Source organism: Streptomyces sp. NPDC091287 (assembly GCF_044768525.1).
Classification (GTDB): Bacteria; Actinomycetota; Actinomycetes; order Streptomycetales; family Streptomycetaceae; genus Streptomyces.
On the sequence record NZ_JBIVUV010000006.1, the window covers coordinates 402872 to 421694 of the forward strand.

Annotated in this window: 17 protein-coding genes; 9 read left to right on the forward strand and 8 right to left on the reverse strand. The window is 73.4% G+C overall.

The genetic code is table 11. The annotated features are described in order from the left end of the window. Window positions 1-155 precede the first annotated feature (155 nt). Genes ACIQRW_RS12945 through ACIQRW_RS12960 form a run of 4 tightly spaced genes read right to left on the reverse strand, consistent with a single transcriptional unit; the run spans window position 156 to window position 3603 of the window. Entirely contained in the window at window positions 156-1220 is a 1065-nt protein-coding gene (locus tag ACIQRW_RS12945; protein ID WP_403758298.1) for an NAD(P)H-dependent flavin oxidoreductase, read from the reverse strand. Continuing rightward, complete coding sequence (locus ACIQRW_RS12950) at window positions 1220-1969, reverse strand: CoA-transferase subunit beta (protein ID WP_403758300.1); 750 nt, start codon at window positions 1967-1969, stop codon at window positions 1220-1222. The genes ACIQRW_RS12945 and ACIQRW_RS12950 overlap by 1 nt, the downstream gene beginning before the upstream one ends. Continuing rightward, on the reverse strand, window positions 1966-2856 hold the full coding sequence (locus tag ACIQRW_RS12955; RefSeq protein WP_403758303.1) for a CoA transferase subunit A: 891 nt from the start codon (window positions 2854-2856) through the stop codon (window positions 1966-1968). Before ACIQRW_RS12955 ends, ACIQRW_RS12950 begins: the two co-directional genes overlap by 4 nt. Window positions 2857-2859: 3 nt before the next feature. Beyond that, complete coding sequence (locus ACIQRW_RS12960; RefSeq protein WP_403758306.1) at window positions 2860-3603, reverse strand: enoyl-CoA hydratase family protein; 744 nt, start codon at window positions 3601-3603, stop codon at window positions 2860-2862. A 158-nt stretch (window positions 3604-3761) separates the two neighbouring features. On the opposite strand from ACIQRW_RS12960, the gene ACIQRW_RS12965 reads away from it, so the two are divergent. The 3 genes from ACIQRW_RS12965 (at window position 3762) to ACIQRW_RS12975 (ending at window position 6322) form a co-directional block, all read left to right on the forward strand. Further along, on the forward strand, window positions 3762-4694 hold the full coding sequence (locus ACIQRW_RS12965) for an SDR family oxidoreductase (RefSeq protein ID WP_403758309.1): 933 nt from the start codon (window positions 3762-3764) through the stop codon (window positions 4692-4694). Window positions 4695-4835: 141 nt separating this feature from the next. Beyond that, window positions 4836-5654 carry a VOC family protein gene (locus ACIQRW_RS12970; RefSeq protein WP_403758312.1) on the forward strand — a complete coding sequence of 273 codons (819 nt, stop codon included), beginning with the start codon at window positions 4836-4838 and terminating at the stop codon, window positions 5652-5654. A gap of 95 nt (window positions 5655-5749) precedes the next feature. After that, window positions 5750-6322: a GNAT family N-acetyltransferase gene (locus ACIQRW_RS12975; protein ID WP_403758315.1), complete on the forward strand. Its 573-nt coding sequence runs from the start codon at window positions 5750-5752 to the stop codon at window positions 6320-6322. A 3-nt stretch (window positions 6323-6325) separates the two neighbouring features. Here ACIQRW_RS12975 and ACIQRW_RS12980 read toward each other — a convergent pair whose 3' ends face one another. Both ACIQRW_RS12980 and ACIQRW_RS12985 read right to left on the reverse strand, forming a co-directional pair. Beyond that, a complete protein-coding gene (locus tag ACIQRW_RS12980; protein ID WP_403758318.1) occupies window positions 6326-7081 on the reverse strand; it encodes an ankyrin repeat domain-containing protein in 756 nt (251 codons plus the stop codon). Window positions 7082-7111: 30 nt separating this feature from the next. Then, complete coding sequence (locus ACIQRW_RS12985) at window positions 7112-8014, reverse strand: hypothetical protein (protein WP_403758321.1); 903 nt, start codon at window positions 8012-8014, stop codon at window positions 7112-7114. 233 nt (window positions 8015-8247) lie between these two features. On the opposite strand from ACIQRW_RS12985, the gene ACIQRW_RS12990 reads away from it, so the two are divergent. Then, on the forward strand, window positions 8248-9027 hold the full coding sequence (locus tag ACIQRW_RS12990) for a S1 family peptidase (protein WP_403758323.1): 780 nt from the start codon (window positions 8248-8250) through the stop codon (window positions 9025-9027). Between the two features lie 31 nt (window positions 9028-9058). Here the strand turns inward: ACIQRW_RS12990 and ACIQRW_RS12995 are convergent, their stop codons facing one another. Continuing rightward, window positions 9059-10924 (reverse strand): beta-galactosidase, encoded by a 1866-nt coding sequence (locus ACIQRW_RS12995; protein ID WP_403758326.1) that lies wholly within the window; start codon window positions 10922-10924, stop codon window positions 9059-9061. Between the two features lie 215 nt (window positions 10925-11139). Here ACIQRW_RS12995 and ACIQRW_RS13000 point away from each other — a divergent pair, with 215 nt between their 5' ends. The 3 genes from ACIQRW_RS13000 to pepN all read left to right on the forward strand — a co-directional run bounded on the left by ACIQRW_RS13000 (window position 11140) and on the right by pepN (window position 15269). Then, window positions 11140-12018, forward strand: coding sequence for an AraC family transcriptional regulator (locus ACIQRW_RS13000; RefSeq protein WP_403758329.1), 879 nt, complete (start codon window positions 11140-11142; stop codon window positions 12016-12018). A gap of 66 nt (window positions 12019-12084) precedes the next feature. Beyond that, on the forward strand, window positions 12085-12447 hold the full coding sequence (locus tag ACIQRW_RS13005) for a chorismate mutase (RefSeq protein ID WP_403758332.1): 363 nt from the start codon (window positions 12085-12087) through the stop codon (window positions 12445-12447). Between the two features lie 230 nt (window positions 12448-12677). After that, the gene (pepN, locus tag ACIQRW_RS13010; protein WP_403758335.1) at window positions 12678-15269 is read left to right on the forward strand and encodes an aminopeptidase N; all 2592 of its coding nucleotides are present in this window, start codon (window positions 12678-12680) and stop codon (window positions 15267-15269) included. A 63-nt stretch (window positions 15270-15332) separates the two neighbouring features. Here pepN and ACIQRW_RS13015 read toward each other — a convergent pair whose 3' ends face one another. Then, window positions 15333-15656 carry an ArsR/SmtB family transcription factor gene (locus ACIQRW_RS13015; RefSeq protein WP_403758338.1) on the reverse strand — a complete coding sequence of 108 codons (324 nt, stop codon included), beginning with the start codon at window positions 15654-15656 and terminating at the stop codon, window positions 15333-15335. A gap of 235 nt (window positions 15657-15891) precedes the next feature. Here ACIQRW_RS13015 and ACIQRW_RS13020 point away from each other — a divergent pair, with 235 nt between their 5' ends. Further along, window positions 15892-17340, forward strand: coding sequence for a pyridoxal phosphate-dependent decarboxylase family protein (locus tag ACIQRW_RS13020; RefSeq protein ID WP_403758341.1), 1449 nt, complete (start codon window positions 15892-15894; stop codon window positions 17338-17340). Then, the gene (locus tag ACIQRW_RS13025) at window positions 17337-18764 is read left to right on the forward strand and encodes a lysine N(6)-hydroxylase/L-ornithine N(5)-oxygenase family protein (RefSeq protein ID WP_403758344.1); all 1428 of its coding nucleotides are present in this window, start codon (window positions 17337-17339) and stop codon (window positions 18762-18764) included. Before ACIQRW_RS13020 ends, ACIQRW_RS13025 begins: the two co-directional genes overlap by 4 nt. Window positions 18765-18823: the final 59 nt, after the last annotated feature.

Genomic DNA, 18823 nt, shown 5'->3' on the forward strand with positions numbered 1-18823 from the left:
CGCCGGACGGGCTGGGTGCGGCGGTCCGGTCGTCCGGTCTCGGGCCGACGTCGGCCGAGGTCTTGTCCTCAAGCGCCGGACGGGCTGGATCAGGCCGCCCGGCTGTTGGTGTCAGCCGAGCCCACGCCCGGGCCGATGTGGGACCGGGCCGGAACTCACGCGTCGGCCGAGCCGGATTCGGCGGTCAGGGTCGCGAGCGTCGTCTCCGCCTCGGCCACGATCCGGTCCACCAGCTCCGCTACGCTCGGCAGGTCCTCGATCAGGGCCGCGACCTGGCCCGAGGCCATGATGCCGAGGTCCGTGCGGCCGTCGACCATCGACGCCCTCAGCAGCATCGGGGTGTTCGCCGCCAGCAGCACCTGGCTCCAGCTCAGCTCCTTGCCGTGCCGCATCGCCAGGCCGTCGCGGACCATGGCCGGCCAGCTCAGGCCGGAGATCCGGCGGAAGCCGTACGCCCGGCGCAGCGCCCGGTACAGGGAGCGCAGCCGGCCCGCACCCTCCAGTTCCGCCACCATCTCCGTACGGAGCATCCGGTGCGGGAGGCCGTCCACCGCCCTCGTCAGGGTGATGTCCTTGGCGGTCGCCCCCAGATAGCGGGCCTTCACCGCGTCCGGGACCGTCGAGTCCGACGTCAGCAGGAACCGGGTGCCCATCGCGACGCCCACCGCCCCGTACGCCAGCGCCGCCACCAGGCCCCGGCCGTCGTGGAAGCCGCCCGCCGCGACCACCGGGATGTCCACCGCGTCGACGACCTGCGGCAGCAGCACCGTGGTGGCGACCTCGCCGGTGTGGCCGCCGCCCTCGCCGCCCTGCACGATCACCGCGTCCGCGCCCCACGCCGCGACCTTCTCCGCGTGCCGCCGGGCCCCCACCGACGGGACGACGACCACGCCCGCGTCCTTCAGCTCCGCGATCAGCTCCCGCGACGGGGCGAGCGCGAACGACGCCACCCGCACGCCCTCCTCGACCATGATCCGGACCCGCTCCCGGGCGTCCCCCGCGTCCGCCCGCAGATTCACCCCGAACGGCGCGTCGGTCCGGGACTTCACCTCCCTTACGGCCGAACGCAGTTGGTCCGGTGACATGGTCGCCGACGCGAGGATGCCGAGCGCCCCGGCCCGCGCGGTCGCGGAGACCAGGCGGGGGCCCGCCACCCAGCCCATCCCGGTCTGCACGATCGGGTGCCGGACACCGACGAGGTCGGTCAGAGCGGTGCGCATCAGGACCGGACCTCCCGGTCCCGGGTGCGGGCCGGGTCGATAACCTCACGGATCAGGGCGAGCTCGGTGGGGGAGGGGGCGCGGGTGTACGGGACGTCGTCCGGGACCGTGAGCGCGAAACCCGTCGCTTCGCGGACCTGGTCCACCGTGACGCCGGGGTGGACCGAGGCGAGGCGCATCGAGCGGTCGGGCGTCGCGAAGTCGAAGACGCCGAGATCGCTGACGACCCGGGGGATGCGGTGGAAGCGGGTGGCCGACGGGCCCGCCGCCCTCGCGCTGTCGTGGCCGACCCCGCAGATCATGTCGACGCGTTCGACGAAGACCCGGGAGGAGTGCCGGGGGATCCAGTAACTCACCGGGTTGTTCAGGGTGTTGACGGGTGCGCCACGGACCCCGAGCAGCTGGCGGGAGGGCTGTTCCCAGTCGCCGATGCAGGAGATGTTCTGGTTGCCGAAGCGGTCGATCTGGCTCGCGCCCATCATCACGTGCCGCCGCCCGCCGGTCACCAGGGCCAGATGCCTGCGGTAGGGCAGCCAGCCCTCCGCCTCACCGTCCGGGCCGACGAGCGTCGCCTCGCCGTCCGTGAGCAGCAGGTCGGGGGAGAAGGTCAGCCGGGCCAGCCGCGCCCCGGCCGACGGCACGGCGCCCATCGGGCTGGCCAGGATCTCGCCGTCGCCCCGCCACGCCTCCGCGCACGCGATCACGCAGTACTCGGCACGGGTGATGCTTCCGGTCGTGGACGCGTTCACTTCTGCTCCTCGTGCCAGGTGCGGACCGCCTGCTGGTAGCCCTTCTCGTCGCCGTCCGGCGGCAGGAAGCGGGCCGCGAACTCCGCCCAGGCCGCCGGGTCCGCCGCAGCGGCCGCGTACGCCTTCTGGAACGGCTCGTCACGCGGGTGGTCGGGTACGCAGGACGTGAAGTGCGCCCCGCCCGGGGTCTCCACCACACCGGCGACCGAGTGCCGTTGGACGAGGAGGGTCTGCGGGGCGGTGGAGTTCTCGGTCAACTCCCTCGTACTCACGATGCGTTCGCAGGAGACGTACGCCGCGTCCGCCGCTTCGCAGAACAGGTCGTCGAAGTACGGGTCGGGGCCCAGGTACTGGCCGTTGCCGAGCCGGTCCGCCCGGTTGAGGTGGATCAGCGCCGCGTCCATCCGCAGGGCCGGCATCGCCACGAACTCCTCGCCGTCCTCGTACGGTGACGTCACCGTACGCAGCTCGGGGTTGACCCGCATCACATCCGATCCGATGCCCGCGCGAACCGGCAGGAACGGCAGCCGGTTCGCCGCCGCGTGCAGTCCCCACATGAACATCGCCTCGTCGATCTCCGTCAGCGCGAACGCCCCGCGCTGCCGGGCGGCCCGGTAGTGCGGCTCCAGCGGGATGGAGTCGAGCGTCACGAACGCCGTGACCAGACGGGCGATCCGGCCCGACGCGGCCAGCAGCCCCACGTCCGGGCCGCCGTAGGAGATCACCGTGAGATCCGTGACGGGCGACCGGAGCAGCGCCCTGACCAGGGCCATCGGCTTGCGGCGCGACCCCCAGCCACCGATCCCGATCGTCATGCCGCTGCTCAGCCGGTCGACGACCTCCTCGGGTGTCATCGTCTTGTCGCGCGGACGAGGGGGAGTGGTCACGGTTCAGGCCTCCTTGCCGAAGGTGTCGCGGACCCGGGCGGCGGTCCCGGCGAGGTTCGCCTCGAAGGTGAACCCCTGCTCGAAGCGGTAGCTGCGCTGTACGTCGACGGGGTCGATGCCGTTCAGTGCGGCTTTCGCGAGCCGCAGCAGATGGCCGTCCTTGGCGGCGATCTCGGCCGCCAACTCCATTGCGACGTTCGTCAGTTCGTGGGCCGGGACCACCCGCCAGACGGAACCGTGGGCGAGCAGCTCGGCTGCGGTGACGGTGCGGGAGGTGTAGTACAGCGTGCGCATCAGGTGCTGCGGGACCAGCCGGGCCAGGTGGGTCGCGGCGCCGAGCGCGCCCCGGTCCAGCTCCGGCAGACCGAAGACCGCGTCCTCGCTCGCGACGATCGCGTCGGCGTTCCCGACGAGTCCGACCCCGCCGCCCAGGCAGAACCCCTGCACCGCCGCGACGACCGGGACCTCGCACGTGTACACCGCCGCGAACGCCTCGGCGCAGCCCCGGTTGGCGCCGATCAGGGCCTCGTGCCCCGTATCGTGCTGCAACTCCTTGATGTCGACGCCCGCGTTGAAGCCGCGCCCGGCGGCCGCCAGGACGACGCAGCGGACCCCGGGATCGCGGCCCGCCGTACGGACGGCGTCCGCCAGGTCGTACCAGCCCTGTACGGGAAGCGCGTTGACGGGGGGACGGTCCACGGTGACGACGCGGACGCCGTCCGAGGGGCAGGCGGTGGAGACACTCATCGGAGGATCAGCTACCTTTCCACCAAACATTTGCTAGGTGGACGGTAGCAGTCCCGCCCCCGCGCGCCAACCGGCCGACTGCCGGTCGTCAACCGACCGTCAACCGACCGTCAACGGGCCGCCGACCGTCAACCAGCCGTCGATCATGGGGAGATGAGATGACCGCACCCATCGCACGCCGTGCCGGACTCTGCGCGGACCGGGTCGTCGCCGTCACGGGCGCCGGGCGGGGGCTCGGCCGGGCCCACGCCCTGGCCTTCGCCGCCGAAGGGGCGCGTGTCGTCGTCAACGACCTCGGCGTCGGACCCGACGGGGACGGCGGCTCCGCCGGCCCGGCCCGGGCGGTCGTCGACGAGATCGTGGCAGCGGGCGGCGAAGCCGTCGTCCACGGCGGAGACATCGCCACGGCCGAGGGTGCCGCCTCCCTGGTCACCACCGCCGTGGACGCCTTCGGCCGCCTCGACACCCTGGTCAACAACGCGGGCTTCCTGCGCGACCGGATGCTCGTCAACCTGGACGAGGACGACTGGGACGCGGTGATGCGGGTCCACCTCAGGGGCCACTTCCTGCCCCTCAAGCACGCCGCCGCCCACTGGCGGGCCGAGGCGAAGGCGGGCCGGGCGCCGGTCGCCCGGGTGATCAACACCAGCTCCGGCGCCGGACTCCTCGGCAGCGTCGGCCAGGGCAACTACGCGGCGGCCAAGGCCGGAATCGTCGCCCTGACCCTGGTCGCGGCGGCCGAGCTGGGCCGGTACGGGGTCCACGTCAACGCCCTCGCCCCGGCCGCCCGGACCCGGATGACCGAGCGGACCTTCGCCGAGACGATGGCGGCCCCGGGGGCGGGCGAGTTCGACGCCATGGCCCCCGCGAACGTCTCGCCCCTCGTCGTCTGGCTCGGCTCCGCCGCGAGCGAGGGGGTGACGGGCCGTGTCTTCGAGGCCGAGGCGGGCCGCATCACCGTCATGGAGGGCTGGCGCCCGGGCCCCACCGACGACCGGGGCGCGCGCAGATCCCCGGCCGAGGCGGGCGAAACGGCGCGCCGGCTGCTGGCGGACGCGGAGGAGCCGGGGCGGGTCTACGGGGCGTCCTAGGGCTTCTCGTTCGGATCATGCCGGGCTCCCGTGTCCCGTGCCCCGGCATCGCGCCCCGCCGATCGCGTACGGCGCGGGAATCCCGCTTGCGCACCCGTGCGGGCGCCCGGTATCCAGCAGGGGACACCTGAGGAGCACACGATGACGCGGCACGGCCCGATGAACGAGTTCTGCTGGATGGACCTCAAGACCCGCGACCCGTCCGGCACCGCCGCCTTCTTCTCCTCGGTGCTGGGCTGGGACTTCGCCGTGGACGAGGAGGACTGGCGGCGGGCCGTGAAGATCTCCGCCGGGGGTGACCGGATCGGCGGGGTGAGCGATCTCGCCCAGCCGGTCTACCCGCTCGGTACGCCGCCGCACATCGCCTACTACCTCGCGGTCGACGACGTGGACCACCGTACGGCTCTGGCGGTGGCGAACGGGGCGCAGGTCGTCGTCCCGCCGTTCGACGCGGGGGACCAGGGCCGGATCGCCACACTGATCGACCCGGCGGGCGCCGTCCTCTCCCTCTGGCGGCCGCGAGGGTTCGCCGGGTGGCCGGTGTCGGCCACGGCCGACGGCACGCCCCACCACGCGATCCTGGCGTGCGAAGACCCCGAGCGGGCCCGGGAGTTCTACGCCAGGACGACGGGCACGCCCCTCGGCCGCGCGGCCTTCCGGGAAGCCGGTTCCGGCGCGGACGGCACCGGTGCGGACACCACCGGCGGCGCCGCACCCCAGTGGGAGCTGGCCCTCGCCGTGGACGACCCGGACGCGGTGATCCGCCGGGCCCGCGCCCACGGGCCGGACCTCGTCACCCTCGCCGGAGAAGGCGCCCGCCGCGTCGTGCGGCTGCGCAGCCCGGAAGGGCTGACGTTCCTCATCCAGGGCCGGGACCTGATCCAGGGCCGGGACAGCGCTCAGGGCCCTGAGCCCGGGCCGGGACCAGATCCGGACCCGGGACAGCGCTCAGGGCCCTGACCCCGGGCCGGGCGCCAGGGCCCCCGGCCCGGACCGCCGACCCCCGCGCGGATATCGGGTGGCGCGGCCCGGCCGCCGGCGGTGAGGATCGCCGTATGCGCACCTTCCTGGAGACCGACCGGCTCGTCCTGCGCCCGGTCACGGACGCCGACGCCCCCGACCTGCTCGCCCTCGACAACGACCCCGCCGTCATGCGGTACATCAACGGCGGCCGGCCGACGAGCTCCGAGGACATCCGGGACCGGACGCTGCCGAGGCTCCTCCACGACCACCCGTGCACCGGAACCCGCGGCTTCTGGGCCGCGCGGGAGAAGGACACCGGAGCCTTTCTGGGCTGGTTCGAGCTCCGGCCGCTGGACGACCACGACCCCGCCGTCGCCGAACTCGGCTACCGGCTGAACCGGGTCGCCTGGGGCCGCGGTTACGCCACCGAGGGCGCGCGGGCCCTGGTCGACAAGGGGTTCACCGACCTGGGGGTCCAGCGGGTCACCGCCAACACCATGGCGGTCAACACGGGATCCCGGCGCGTGATGGAGAAGACGGGGCTGACCTTCCTGCGGGCGTACACCGAGGACTGGCCGGAGGCCATCGAGGGCTCCGAGCACGGCGAGGTCGAGTACGTGCTCACCCGTGAGGTCTGGGAGCGCGGCCGGCCGGGAGCCCGGTAGCGGCTACGACGGCCCACCCAGCAGGGCCGCGATCTCCCCGTGGCCCGTGTGCTGGTCCGTGCCCGCCGACGGCACCCCGTCCCTGAGCAGCTCCACCGCCATCGTCTCCTCGCCGTCCCTGCGGTCGTGGAGCGTCACCGTCTCGATGTCGGAGCCGTACGACTCCTCCAGCCGCCGCCGCAACTCCCGCTCCGGATCGAGGGCGGCGATGCGCCGCGCCTCGGCCAGCGCGAGCGCGACCACGGACTCCTGCCCCGCCGCCCCCGCACCGTGCGCGAGCAGCGCCCGTACCGTCCGCGGGGAGCCGCGCTGCGCCGCGAGCACCAGCATCGCCTCGCCCTGCGGGCCCGGCAGCAGCGGGTCCGCGCCTCGGGCCAGGAGCACTTCCACCGTCGGGGCGTGCCCCAGACCGACCGCCCACCGCAGCGCGGTGAAACCGAACTCCTCGCGCAGATCCGGCCGGGCCCCGGCGGACAGCAGCGCCTCCACCACCTCGGTGTGCCCGCCGCACGCCGCCCCGCACAGCGGCAGGTCGCTCGCCTCCGGGCCGCTCGCCCGGTTCGGGTCGGCCCCGGCGGCGAGCAGCAGGCGCACCGCCTCAAGCCGGTCCTGCACCGACGCCAGATAGAGCGCCGTCGTGCCCTCCTCGTCGCTCGACTCGGCCCGGGCGCCCGAGCGCAGCGCCCGTACGACCGCGTTCTCGTCCTCGTACAGCGCGTCGAACAGGCGTAGTTCGTCCCTGATCGGCTCGTTCGTCATGCTTCGATCCTACGGTGGCCGGAACGACGCTCAGGTGTCGCATTCCAGGGCGGTCCGGCACAGCCCGCAGCGCGCGGTGAACCGGCCCCGGACGGGGACCCGGATGCGCTGGTGGCAGGTGGGGCAGGGGAAGGAGACGCGCAGTCCCCGATCGCCGGTCTCGAAGGCGTACGGGACGTTCGGGTCCGGGCTCGTGCCGGGGTGGTCCTGGGCGTACCGCCGGTCCTTGGCGTAGCGGCGGCGGCCCGCCCAGCCCGCGGCGGTCAGCGGGGGCCTGCGCAGATCGTGCAGCGCCCGCTCCCGCCCCTTGGTGTACGCGGTGTACGCCTGGGGGCTGGTGAACCACGGGGAGGGGTCCTCGCCGAAGGCGAACGCCCGCTTGGCCAGGACGTATCCGAACTCCTCGGGGGTGAGATAGCCGAGCTTCTGGCGGGACGTGGCGTCCTCCCGGAACGCGTCCAGCAGCAGCCAGCCCGCGCCGAGGTAGGCCGTCGTCGTGTCGGTCAGGATCTCGTTGGCGCGGGTGCCGGGGAACTCCAGGCCGAGCCGGTGCAGCAGCACATGGGTGACCTCGTGCGCGAGCGCCGCCCCGATGTCCCTGCGATGGGTGCGGAAGCGGTCGTTGAGCTCGATGAAGTACTCGGGACCGGCGGTCAGTTCCACGCTCGCCGCGTGCTCCATCGCCCGGAAGCCGACGATCATGCGGGCCTCGGGCAGATGGAGGTGCTGGACCAGGGAGCGCGCCACCCGCTGGGCGCCGAGGTGGAGATCGTCCGCGTCGGAGAAGGCGGCGTCGGCGGGGACCAGGCTGGTGCCGTAGGTGTGGACGCCGTCCGGTGAGAGCCGCCGGTAGAGCGCGGTGATGGCGGAGCGGACCGTGTCCAGATGCGGAAAGCCGTGGACGACCGGTGCGCCCGGACTGCCGTTGCTCACGTCCGTACCCCCATCCGCTCCGGCCGAGGCCCCCGCCCACGGCCGGTCTCCACTGTAGGCCGGGCCGCCCGAGGGGTGCGCGATTCCGCCGCACCGGGCTTGGCCGAAAAGTGTGCCTTGTGGCAGCGGTGACCGCATCCCGATAATCGGATGGCCTTGACGGGTTCATGACCAAGTCATGGAGTCGTCCCGTCGTGGTTCCCACAGCAACCCCCCACGAAAGAAGGCTCTCCGTGAAGCAGCTCCTGCGTGCGCTGAAGAGATGTTCCGTCGTCGTCGCCACCGTCGCCATAGCCGTCGTCGGCCTCCAGCCCGTCACGGCTTCCGCCGCCCCCAACCCCATCGTCGGCGGAACCCGCGCCGCTCAGGGTGAGTTCCCCTTCATGGTCCGGCTCTCCATGGGCTGTGGCGGCGCCCTCTACGCCAAGGACATCGTCCTCACCGCCGCTCACTGCGTGAACGGATCGGGCAACAACACCTCGATCACCGCCACCGCCGGCGTCGTCGACCTCCAGTCGACGAGCGCCATCAAGGTCCGCTCCACCAAGGTCCTCCAGGCGCCCGGCTACAACGGCACCGGCAAGGACTGGGCGCTCATCAAGCTCGCCCAGCCCATCAACCTGCCCACGCTGAAAATCGCCACCACCACCGCCTACAACCAGGGCACCTTCACCGTCGCCGGCTGGGGAGCCAACCGCGAGGGCGGCAGCCAGCAGCGCTACCTGCTCAAGGCCGACGTCCCGTTCGTCTCCGACACCGCCTGCCGCTCCGCCTACGGCAGCTCATTCGTCGCCGGTGAGGAAATCTGCGCCGGCTACCTCAGCACCGGTGGCGTCGACACCTGCCAGGGCGACTCCGGCGGCCCGATGTTCCGCCGGGACAACGCCGGAGCCTGGGTCCAGGTCGGGATCACCAGCTACGGCCAGGGCTGTGCCCGACCCAACTACCCCGGCGTCTACACCGAGGTCTCGACCTTCGCCCCCGCCATCGCCTCCGCGGCCGCCGGTCTCTGACGCTCCCGACCGCCCGCGCCCCCGCGGGTGATCACGGCTGAACCACCCCGGGGGCGTCCGCATCGGCGGGCGCCCCCGGACCCAGCTCCACACGCGGCTCGCCCGCGTCCTCCAGCTCCAGGACCCACACCTCGTTGGCGCCGTCGCGGAGCACCGGGCCCGGCACGTACAGGGTCCGCTGCGGGCCCGCCGACCAGTACCGGCCCAGGCAGAACCCGTTCACCCAGACGAACCCGCGCGTCCAGCCCGGCAGTTCGAGCCCCGCGTGATCGACGCCGGAAGCGCCGGACCCACCGGTAGCGGCTGAAGCGCCGGAAGCGCCCGTGGTGCCGTTGATGGTGAACGTCCCCCGGAACAGGCCCGTCCGCCCCGCGTCACCCGCCCCGGCGGCGGCCTCCACCGGCCCGAACGGGACCGCGGCCACCGCGTCCGCGGCCTCGAACGCGTCGAGCCGCAGCCCCCGGGCCCGTACCCCGTGCAGATACTGCCGCTCGTGCAGCACCCCGCCCGTGACGCCCTTCGGCTCGCCGAGGCGCGGCCCGTAGTTGACCCGGCCCAGCGACTCCACCCACAGCTCGATCTCCGCCGGGCCCGCCACCGGCTCCGGCAGCGTGCCGGACTCCTCGGTCAGCACCCCGGCCCGGACCCCGTCCACGTACACCACCGCCCGGTCCCGCAGCCCCGAGGCCCCCAGCGGATACGCCTGGCGCGGCCCCGGCACCGCCACCCGGTAGCGGACAAGCCCCCGGTCCACGCCCAGCTCCTCGAACGTCGGCGGCACCCCCGACTCCGTCTCCGGATCGCCCAGCGCCTCCAGGACGTCCCCGAGCCCGGCCCACTCCGCCAGCTCCACCCGCACGGGCCCCGCGAGCCCGACCGGCTCCGGCGGCAGCGCGGGCAACGGCCCCTCGGCGTAAGCCTCCAGGACCTCCCGGAACAGCCGGAACTTCTCCGTGGCCCGCCCGTACTCGTCGACCGGCGCGTCGTAGTCGTACGACGTCACCGTCGGCTGGAACGACTCGTCCTGATGCGGGCCGGACCGGTTCGCCCCCGCCCAGCCCCCGAAGTTCGTCCCCCCGTGCGCCATGTAGATGTTCACCGACGCCCCGCACTCCAGGATCTCCCGCAGCGCCCCGGCCGCCTGCCCCGGCTCCCGGCGCACCGGCTCGGCCCCCCAGTGGTCGAACCAGCCGCACCAGAACTCCATGCACATCAGCGGGCCCCTCGGCTGATGCCGACGCAGCACCTCGAAACCCTCCCGCGCCCCCGAACCGAAGTTCGCCGTCGCGAGAAGCCCCGGCACCGAACCACCGGTCAGCATGTGGTCCTCCGGGCCGTCCGACGTGAACAGGGGGACCGTCACCCCGCACTGCCGCAACAACCCCGCCAGCCACTCCAGATACACCGCGTCGCTGCCGTAACTCCCGTACTCGTTCTCCGCCTGTACGAGGATCACCGGACCGCCCCGGGACACCTGCCGCTGCACCACCTGCGGCAGCAGCTCCCGGAACCACCGCTCCACCACCGCCCGGTACGCCGCGTCCCGGGTGCGCACCCGACGCCCGAACCGGCCCGTCACCCACACCGGAAGGCCGCCGTTCTCCCACTCGGCGCAGATGTACGGACCCGGCCGCACGATCGCCCACAGCCCCGCCCGCCCCGCCGCGTCCAGGAACCGGCCGAGGGCCCCCACATCCCGGACCTCGCCCTCCCGGGGCTCGTGCAGATTCCACGGCACGTACGTCTCTACGCAGTTCAGCCCCATCGCGGCGAGCATCGCGAGCCGGTGCTCCCACTGCGCCTCGTGCACCCGGAAGTAGTGCAGGGCGCCCGACAGCAGCCGCACGGGCTTCCCGTCGAGCCGGAAGCAGTCGTCCCCCACGGTGAAGTCGGTCATGGTGCTCGTACGCTCCTGTGCTCGGCCGCACCCGGCGGCCCTCGGGTCGATTGGTCCGACCACCTTCACCTCTGGCGCCGCACCCGGTCCATGGACAAAGATCGCTGTTGATTGGACACAACGGACCAGCAGGGATCGGACACCACGGGCCGGCCGGGGCGGCACCCGGACCGGCCGGATCGGCACCCGGACCAGCAGGGAGAGGAAGGAGCGCGATGTACCACACCTGGATGCGCTTCTTCACCCCGAGCCCGCTCCACCACCGCCTGGGCCTCGTCTGCCTCGGCGTCGGCCTCCAGCACGGGGCGCTGCCCACCGTCGGACCCCGCACCCTCGACCACCACGTCGCCGTGATCGTCAACTCCGGCACCGGCTGGTTCAAGGGCCCCGACGGCCGCCGCACCCCCGTCACCGGCCCCAGCCTCATCTGGCTGACCCCCGGCACCCCCCACCACTACGGCGCCGACCCCGGCACCGGCTGGGACGAGAGCTTCGTCGACTTCACCGGCCCCGCCACCACCACGTACACCGAACTCGGCTACATCGAGCCCGAGCGCCCCCTCGTCCCCCTCTCCGACACCGCCGCCCCCCGCGCGGCCGTCGGACGCATCGTGCGCGCCGCCCGGCGCGGCAACCCCCTCCTGGAGGTGGAGACCGGGGCCGCCGTCCACGAACTCCTCGTCACCCTGCGCCGCGCCCGCGCCGACATCGGCCCCGACGGCGACCCGGTGCTCCAGGCGCTGGCCCGTGACGCGTACCAGCCGCTCACCGTCGCCGAGCACGCCGCCCGGCACGGCATGACCCCCGCCGAACTGCGCACCGCCGTACGGCGCGGCGCCGGCTGCAGTCCCAAGGACTACCTGCTGGGCATCCGCCTGGGCCGGGCCAAGGAACTCCTCGCCGCCACCGACCTTCCGGTCGCCGCCGTGGCCCGCCGCGTCGGGTACGACGACCCCGCCTACTTCTCCCGGCTCTTCGCCCGCCGGGTCGGCACCGCCCCCGTCCGCTTCCGCGAACAGCAGGGCCGCAGCGTGCCCGGCGGCTGGAGCGACCGGGTGCCCGACCCCGACGACCCACCGACGATCATCACGTGAGCGCGGCGGCCCAAGGCCCACCGGCGATGGGGGCCTCCATCGCCGGTGGGTCTAAGCTCGCTGACCATGAGTACGAGCGAAATCGACGCGTCCGTCCGGGCCGAGCTGAACCGGCTGCGCGAGAGCATCGACAACATCGACGCCGCCGTCGTCCACATGCTGGCCGAGCGCTTCAAGGCCACCCAGCAGGTCGGCCGCCTCAAGGCGGACCACAGGCTGCCGCCCGCCGACCCCGCCCGCGAGACCCGCCAGATCGCCCGGCTCCGACAGCTCGCGCAGAGCGCCAACCTGGACCCGGCGTTCGCCGAGAAGCTGCTGAACTTCATCATCGCCGAGGTGATCCGCCACCACGAGCGCATCGCCGACGAAGCGGGGAACGGCGACGCCGGCCGGACCGGAGACACGACGGCCGCCGCCACCGGAGCCTGACCGGCCGGATCGAGGGACGCGCCCCGTGAGGCCCGACCTGCCGGATCGAGGGACGCGCCCCGTGAGGCCCGCCCCGTGAAGCCCGCCCGGTGAGATCCGCCAGGCGAGGCCCGCCCGCCACGGGGGACGCGCCCCGCGAGACCCGCCCCGCGCGCGCCCTCCCGGACCGCCCCGTCCGCCCAGGGAGAACCCCGCTGCGCCCGCCGTCCCCCGTACGGCAGCATGGGGCCATGTCCGTACTGACGCGCGACGAAGCGCAGACCCGAGCCCAGATCCTCGACGTGGAGCGGTACACGATCGCCCTCGACCTCACCACCGGCGAGGAGACCTTCGACTCCGCCACCGCCATCCGGTTCACCGCCCGCGCGGCCGGAGACACCTTCGTCGAGGTCAAGCCCGCCACCCTGCGCTCGATCAGTCTCGACGGACAACCCCTGGACCCCGCCCTCCTCGACGGCGACCGCTACCCCCTCACCGGAATCACCGCCGGCCCCCACGAACTGCGCGTCGACGCCGCGATGCACTACTCCCGCACCGGCGAGGGCATGCACCGCTTCACCGACCCCACCGACGGCGAGACCTACGTCTACACCCAGCTGTTCATGAAGGACGTCCAGCGCGTCTTCGCCGCCTTCGACCAGCCCGACCTCAAGTCCGTCTTCGCCATCGACGTCACCGCCCCCGAAGGCTGGACCGTCCTCGGCAACGGCGTCGCCGAACACACGGGGGAGGGGCGCTGGACCATCGCCGCCACACCCCTCGTCTCCACCTACCTCGTCGCGGTCGCCGCAGGACCCTGGCACTCGGTCACCACCGAGCACGCCGGGCTGCCCTTCGGCATCCACTGCCGCCGCTCCCTCGCGCCGTACCTGGACGCCGACGCCGACGAGATCCTCGACATCACCCGCGCCCTGTACGACCGCTACCACGAGAAGTTCGACGAGCCCTACCCGTTCGACTCCTACGACCAGGCCTTCGTCCCCGAGTTCAACGCGGGCGCCATGGAGAACCCCGGACTCGTCACCTTCCGCGACGAGTTCGTCTACCGCTCCGCCGTCACCGACACCGAGCGCCAGACCCGCGCCATGGTCATCGCCCACGAGATGGCCCACATGTGGTTCGGCGACCTCGTCACGCTGTCCTGGTGGGACGACATCTGGCTCAACGAGTCCTTCGCCGAGTACATGGGCTACCAGACCCTCACCGAGGCCACCCTTCCCCGAGCTCGCAACTCCGTCTCCGCAGGGGAGACCCCGTTCCCCGACACCTGGGTCGACTTCGGCGTCGCCCGCAAGGGCTGGGGCTACGACGCCGACCAGCGCCCCTCCACCCACCCCGTCGCCCCGGACCCCGACGCCGTCCCCGACACCGCGTCCGCCCTCCTCAACTTCGACGGCATCAGCTACGCCAAGGGCGCCTCCGCACTGCGCCAACTCGTCGCCTGGCTCGGCGAAAAGGACTTCCTGGCCGGCATCAACACCCACTTCGCCCGCCACAAGTTCGCCAACGCCACCCTCGCCGACTTCATCGACAACCTGGCCTCCGCCACCGACCGCGACGTCCACGCCTGGGCCGAACAGTGGCTGCGCACCACCGGCATCGACACCCTCACCGCCGGGATCAGCGCCCCCGAGCCCACCGGCGGCCCCGCCGAGCCGAACGGCAACGCCCAGTCCTGGGCCCTCACCGTCACCCGCGACGGCTCCCGCCCCCACCGCGTCACCGTCGGCGCCTACGACCACGCCCTGGGCACCCAGCCCGGCCTCGGCCACCTCGCCCTGCGCGACCGCTTCGACCTCGACGTACCCGGCGACGGGACGCCCACGATCCGCCCCGGCCGCCGCCCCGCCCTCGTCGTCCTCAACGACGGCGACCTCACCTACGCCAAGGTCCGCCTGGACACCGCCTCCTGGGACACCGTCCTGACCAGCCTCTCCGGCATCCCCGACGCCCTCACCCGGGCCGTCGTCTGGAACACCGCCCGCGACATGGTCCGCGACGCGCAGCTCCCTCCCGCCACCTACCTCGCGACCGCCCGCACGCACCTCCCGCACGAGACCGACCTCGCGCTCGTCCAGGGCGTCCTGTCCTTCGCCGCCGGCCAGGTCGTCGACCGCTACACCATCCCCGAGGACCTGCCCGCCGCGCGAGCCACCCTCACCGACCTCTGCCGCGACCTCATCCGCCGCACCGAGGACGGCTCACAGCCGGGCCTCCGCCTCATCGCCGTACGCCACTTCATCGACGCCGCCACCCAGCCCGACACGCTCCGGAGCTGGCTCGACGAAGACACCGTCCACGGCGGACCCGAGCTCGACCCCGAGCTGCGCTGGCGCATCCTCACCCGGCTCGCCGTCCTCGGCGCCACCGACGAGACCACCATCGCGGCCGCGCTCGAAGCCGACCCCAGCGCCACCGGCCGCGAGGGCGCGGCCCGCTGCCGTGCCGCGCTGCCCACCGCCGAGGCCAAGGCCGCCGCCTGGGACGCCCTGTTCACCGACGACACCCTGTCCAACTACCTCTTCACCGCCACCGCCCAGGGCTTCTGGCAGCCCGGACAGGAAGAGCTGACCGACGACTACGTGGCCCGCTTCTACCAGGACGCCGTCGCCCTCGCCGCTCGCCGGGGCCCCGCCATCGCCGAGGCCGCCGGACGCTACGCCTTCCCCGCGTACGCCGTCGACCCCACGAGCCTCGGCACCGGCATCCGCGCCCTGGAGGACCCGGCCCTCATCCCCGCCCTGCGCCGTAAGCTCGTCGACCAGCTCGACGATCTGCGCCGCGCCCTCGCCGTACGGTCGGCCGTCGCCCTCGCCGACTGACCGACGCGCACGGCCGCGGGAGCGGGAACCGCTTCCCGCCCCGCGGCCGGGCGGTACGGAGGATCAGCCGGGGCCGCCGCCGCTCTCGTCAGCGACATCGTCCGGAGCCCCGACCGGGGCGCCGTCCCCCAAGGCGCCCGTCGCCCGCAGATCGGCCGGCAGCTCCGCCTGGCCCGCCGGCACCCCGGTCAGGATCGTCCGCGCCACCCGCAGCAGCTCAGCCACCCCCGGGTCGGCCGGCGTGTAATGGACGGCCGAGCCCTCCAGCCGGGCCGTCACGAGACCGGCACGGCGCAACACGGCCAGCTGCTGCGAGAGATGGGCGGCCTCGACCCCCATCTCGTTCAGCATCCCCGCGCTGCCGCCCAGACCGTGGGGCAGCTCCATCACGGCCCTGCTCGGCGGTCTCCCGGGCGATGCGCACGGCCGACCCCATCGCGGGCAGCGTCAGCACATGCCGGGACGGCAACGTGTCGGGCGGCGTCCCCGCCCCTCCCAACCGGGCCACACCAACCGGCAGTACCCCTTTCGAGTTCAGATCGTTGGGCTCTTCGGCCGCGCCACCCGAAACCCGGGACAAGCCGGCGCGCCCACCCCCGCGCACCGAAGGACCACCTCACCCATGCCCACCCCGCCCCTCGCCGGAGGCATCGCAGGCCCCGCCGCCCTCCGCCCCCTCATCGACACCGTCCTCACCGCACTCCACGACGGCGCGACCCTCCGCGGCGGCCCCCTCCCCGCCGGCGGACCCGACACCGTCACCCCCCGCACCCGCACCGCCACCCACCCCCTCATCCCCGACCACGGCACCGGCCCCCACCACGCCCTCCGGGCCCTCGTCACCGCCCTCGCCGCAGGCGCCGCGGACCCCGCCCACCCCCACTGCGCCGCCCACCTCCACACCCCGCCCCTCGCCCTGGCCGCCGCCGCCGACCTCGCCGCCAGCGCCCTCAACCCCTCGATGGACTCCTGGGACCAGGCCCCCGCCGCCTCCGCCCTCGAAGCCGACCTCACCACCGCACTCGCCGCCGAGATCTACCCCCACACCCGCTCACCCGACGCCGTCATCACCACCGGCGGCACCGAGGCCAACCAACTCGCCCTGCTCCTCGCCCGCGAACGCCACGGCCCCGTACAGACCATCTGCGGCGCCAACGCCCACCACAGCATCGCCCGCGCCGCCTGGCTCCTCGGCCTCCCCCGACCCGTGGTCGTCCCCGCCCCCACCGGCACCCTCGACCTCGCCGCCCTCGACGAAGCCCTCACCGAACTCCACCGCCCCCTCCTCGTCGTCGCCACCGCCGGCACCACCGACACCGGCGACATCGACCCCCTCGACGCCGTCGCCGACCTCTGCGCCACCCACGGCGCCGAACTCCACATCGACGCCGCCTACGGCGGACCCCTCCTCTTCAGCCCCACCCACCGCACCCTCCTCCACGGCCTCGACCGCGCCCACAGCGTCACCCTCGACCTGCACAAACTCGGCTGGCAACCCGCCTCCGCCGGCCTCCTCGCCGTACCCGAACACCACCACCTCACCCCCCTCCACCACCACGCCCCCTACCTCAACGCCGACGACGACACCGAAGCCGGCCTCCCCGACCTCCTCGGCCGCTCCCTGCGCACCACCCGCCGCCCCGACGCCCTCAAGATCGCCGTCACCCTCCAGGCCCTCGGCCGCACCGGACTCGCCGACCTCATCGACCGCACCCTCGCCACCGCCCACCACCTCGCCGACCTCGTCACCAAAAGCCCCACCCTCGACCTCTACGCCCGCCCCACCATCAGCACCGTCCTCCTCCGCCCCACCGACGCCGACGACCACACCGTCGCCACCATCCGCCGCACCCTCCTCCAACGCGGCCACGCCGTCCTCGGCCGCGCCCACGCCGAAGGCCGCCTCTGGCTCAAAGCAACCCTCCTCAACCCCCACACCACCCCCCAGGACCTCCAAGCACTCCTCGACCTCATCACCGACACCACCGCCGACCACCTCACCCACCCACCCACCACCCCCGCCGCGACCCACCCCACCCCTCACCCCACAGAAGGCGACACCCCGCGATGACCGCCCGGCCCGCCCCCGCACCCGACCAGCCACACGACCTCGTCGGCATCGGCATCGGCCCCTTCAACCTCTCCCTCGCCGCACTCGCCCACAACATCCCCGCGAGCACCGACGACCCCCGCCCCCTCGCCGCGACCTTCTACGAACAACGCCCCGCCTTCCACTGGCACCCCGGCCTCCTCCTCGACGGCGCCAGCCTCCAGGTCCCCTTCCTCGCCGACCTCGTCACCCTCGCCGACCCCGCCAGCCCCTGGAGCTTCCTCAACTACCTCCGCACCCGCGACCGGCTCTTCCCCTTCTACTTCGCCGAGCGCTTCCACATCCAACGAGCCGAATACGACGCCTACTGCCGCTGGGTCAGCGAACAACTCCCCGGACTCCACTTCGGCCACCAGGTCGACGCCGTCCGCTGGAACACCGACCGCGCCCTCTTCGAAGTCGACTTCACCCAAATCGACCGCGACGGCGAAGCCGAAGCCCTCGGCCGCGCCTACGCCCGCCACATCGCCCTCGGCATCGGCACCGAACCCTTCGTCCCCGAACCCCTCAAACCCCTCGCCGAAGCCGAAACCGTCCCCGTACTCCACTCCGCCGACTACCTCCGCCACCGCGAACGGCTCCTCGCCGCCGAACACATCACCGTCATCGGATCAGGACAGTCCGGCGCCGAGATCTTCCTCGACCTCCTGCGCGCCCGCCCCGAAGGCGCCGAGAAGATCCACTGGCTCGCCCGCACCCAGGCCTTCGCCCCCATGGAGTACTCCAAGCTCGGCCTCGAACACTTCACCCCCGACTACAGCCGCTACTTCCACGCGCTGCCCGAATCCGCCCGCGACGAACTCGTCCCCCGCCAATGGCAGCTCCACAAAGGCATCGACGCCGACACCATCGCCGCCATCCACGACGAGCTCTACCGCCGCACCCTCCACGGCGGCTGGCCCGACGCCACCCTCACCCCCGGAGTCCACGTCCGCACCGCCGGACGCGTCGCCAACACCCGCGTCGAACTCCACCTCGAACACACCCAGCAGGGCACCCGCTCCCGCCTCACCACCGACGCCGTCATCCTCGCCACCGGCTACCGAGAACGCCCCCTCGACGCCGTCCTCGGCAGCCTCGGCCCCTACCTCAGCCGCGACGCCTCCCACCGCCCCCGCATCGACGACCAGTACCGCCTGGTCCTCGACCCCGCCGTCACCGGACACGTCTACGTACAGAACGCCGAACGCCACACCCACGGAGTCGGCGCCCCCGACCTCGGACTCGCCGCCTGGCGCAGCGCCACCATCCTCAACAACCTCACCGACGCCAACCCCTACCCCCTCCCCGACCGCACGGCCTTCACCACCTTCGGCCTCGCCCCCCAGCCCCCGAGAATCCCCGCCCAGGCCCCCGCCCTCGTCCCCCTGAGCCAATCCGTCTAGCCCCCGCACAACGAACGGCCCGGGCCCCCGAAGGAGACCCGGGCCGAACGAACAACCCG

Coding starts and splice junctions, on each gene's coding strand:
- ACIQRW_RS12945 (WP_403758298.1), bottom strand. CDS start 1,220: ATGCGCACCGCTCTGACCGACCTCGTCGGTGTCCGGCACCCGATCGTG.
- ACIQRW_RS12995 (WP_403758326.1), bottom strand. CDS start 10,924: ATGACCGACTTCACCGTGGGGGACGACTGCTTCCGGCTCGACGGGAAG.
- ACIQRW_RS12975 (WP_403758315.1), top strand. CDS start 5,750: ATGCGCACCTTCCTGGAGACCGACCGGCTCGTCCTGCGCCCGGTCACG.
- ACIQRW_RS13000 (WP_403758329.1), top strand. CDS start 11,140: ATGTACCACACCTGGATGCGCTTCTTCACCCCGAGCCCGCTCCACCAC.
- ACIQRW_RS12965 (WP_403758309.1), top strand. CDS start 3,762: ATGACCGCACCCATCGCACGCCGTGCCGGACTCTGCGCGGACCGGGTC.
- ACIQRW_RS12980 (WP_403758318.1), bottom strand. CDS start 7,081: ATGACGAACGAGCCGATCAGGGACGAACTACGCCTGTTCGACGCGCTG.
- ACIQRW_RS13020 (WP_403758341.1), top strand. CDS start 15,892: ATGCCCACCCCGCCCCTCGCCGGAGGCATCGCAGGCCCCGCCGCCCTC.
- ACIQRW_RS13005 (WP_403758332.1), top strand. CDS start 12,085: ATGAGTACGAGCGAAATCGACGCGTCCGTCCGGGCCGAGCTGAACCGG.
- ACIQRW_RS13025 (WP_403758344.1), top strand. CDS start 17,337: ATGACCGCCCGGCCCGCCCCCGCACCCGACCAGCCACACGACCTCGTC.
- ACIQRW_RS13015 (WP_403758338.1), bottom strand. CDS start 15,656: ATGGAGCTGCCCCACGGTCTGGGCGGCAGCGCGGGGATGCTGAACGAG.
- ACIQRW_RS12960 (WP_403758306.1), bottom strand. CDS start 3,603: ATGAGTGTCTCCACCGCCTGCCCCTCGGACGGCGTCCGCGTCGTCACC.
- pepN (WP_403758335.1), top strand. CDS start 12,678: ATGTCCGTACTGACGCGCGACGAAGCGCAGACCCGAGCCCAGATCCTC.
- ACIQRW_RS12970 (WP_403758312.1), top strand. CDS start 4,836: ATGACGCGGCACGGCCCGATGAACGAGTTCTGCTGGATGGACCTCAAG.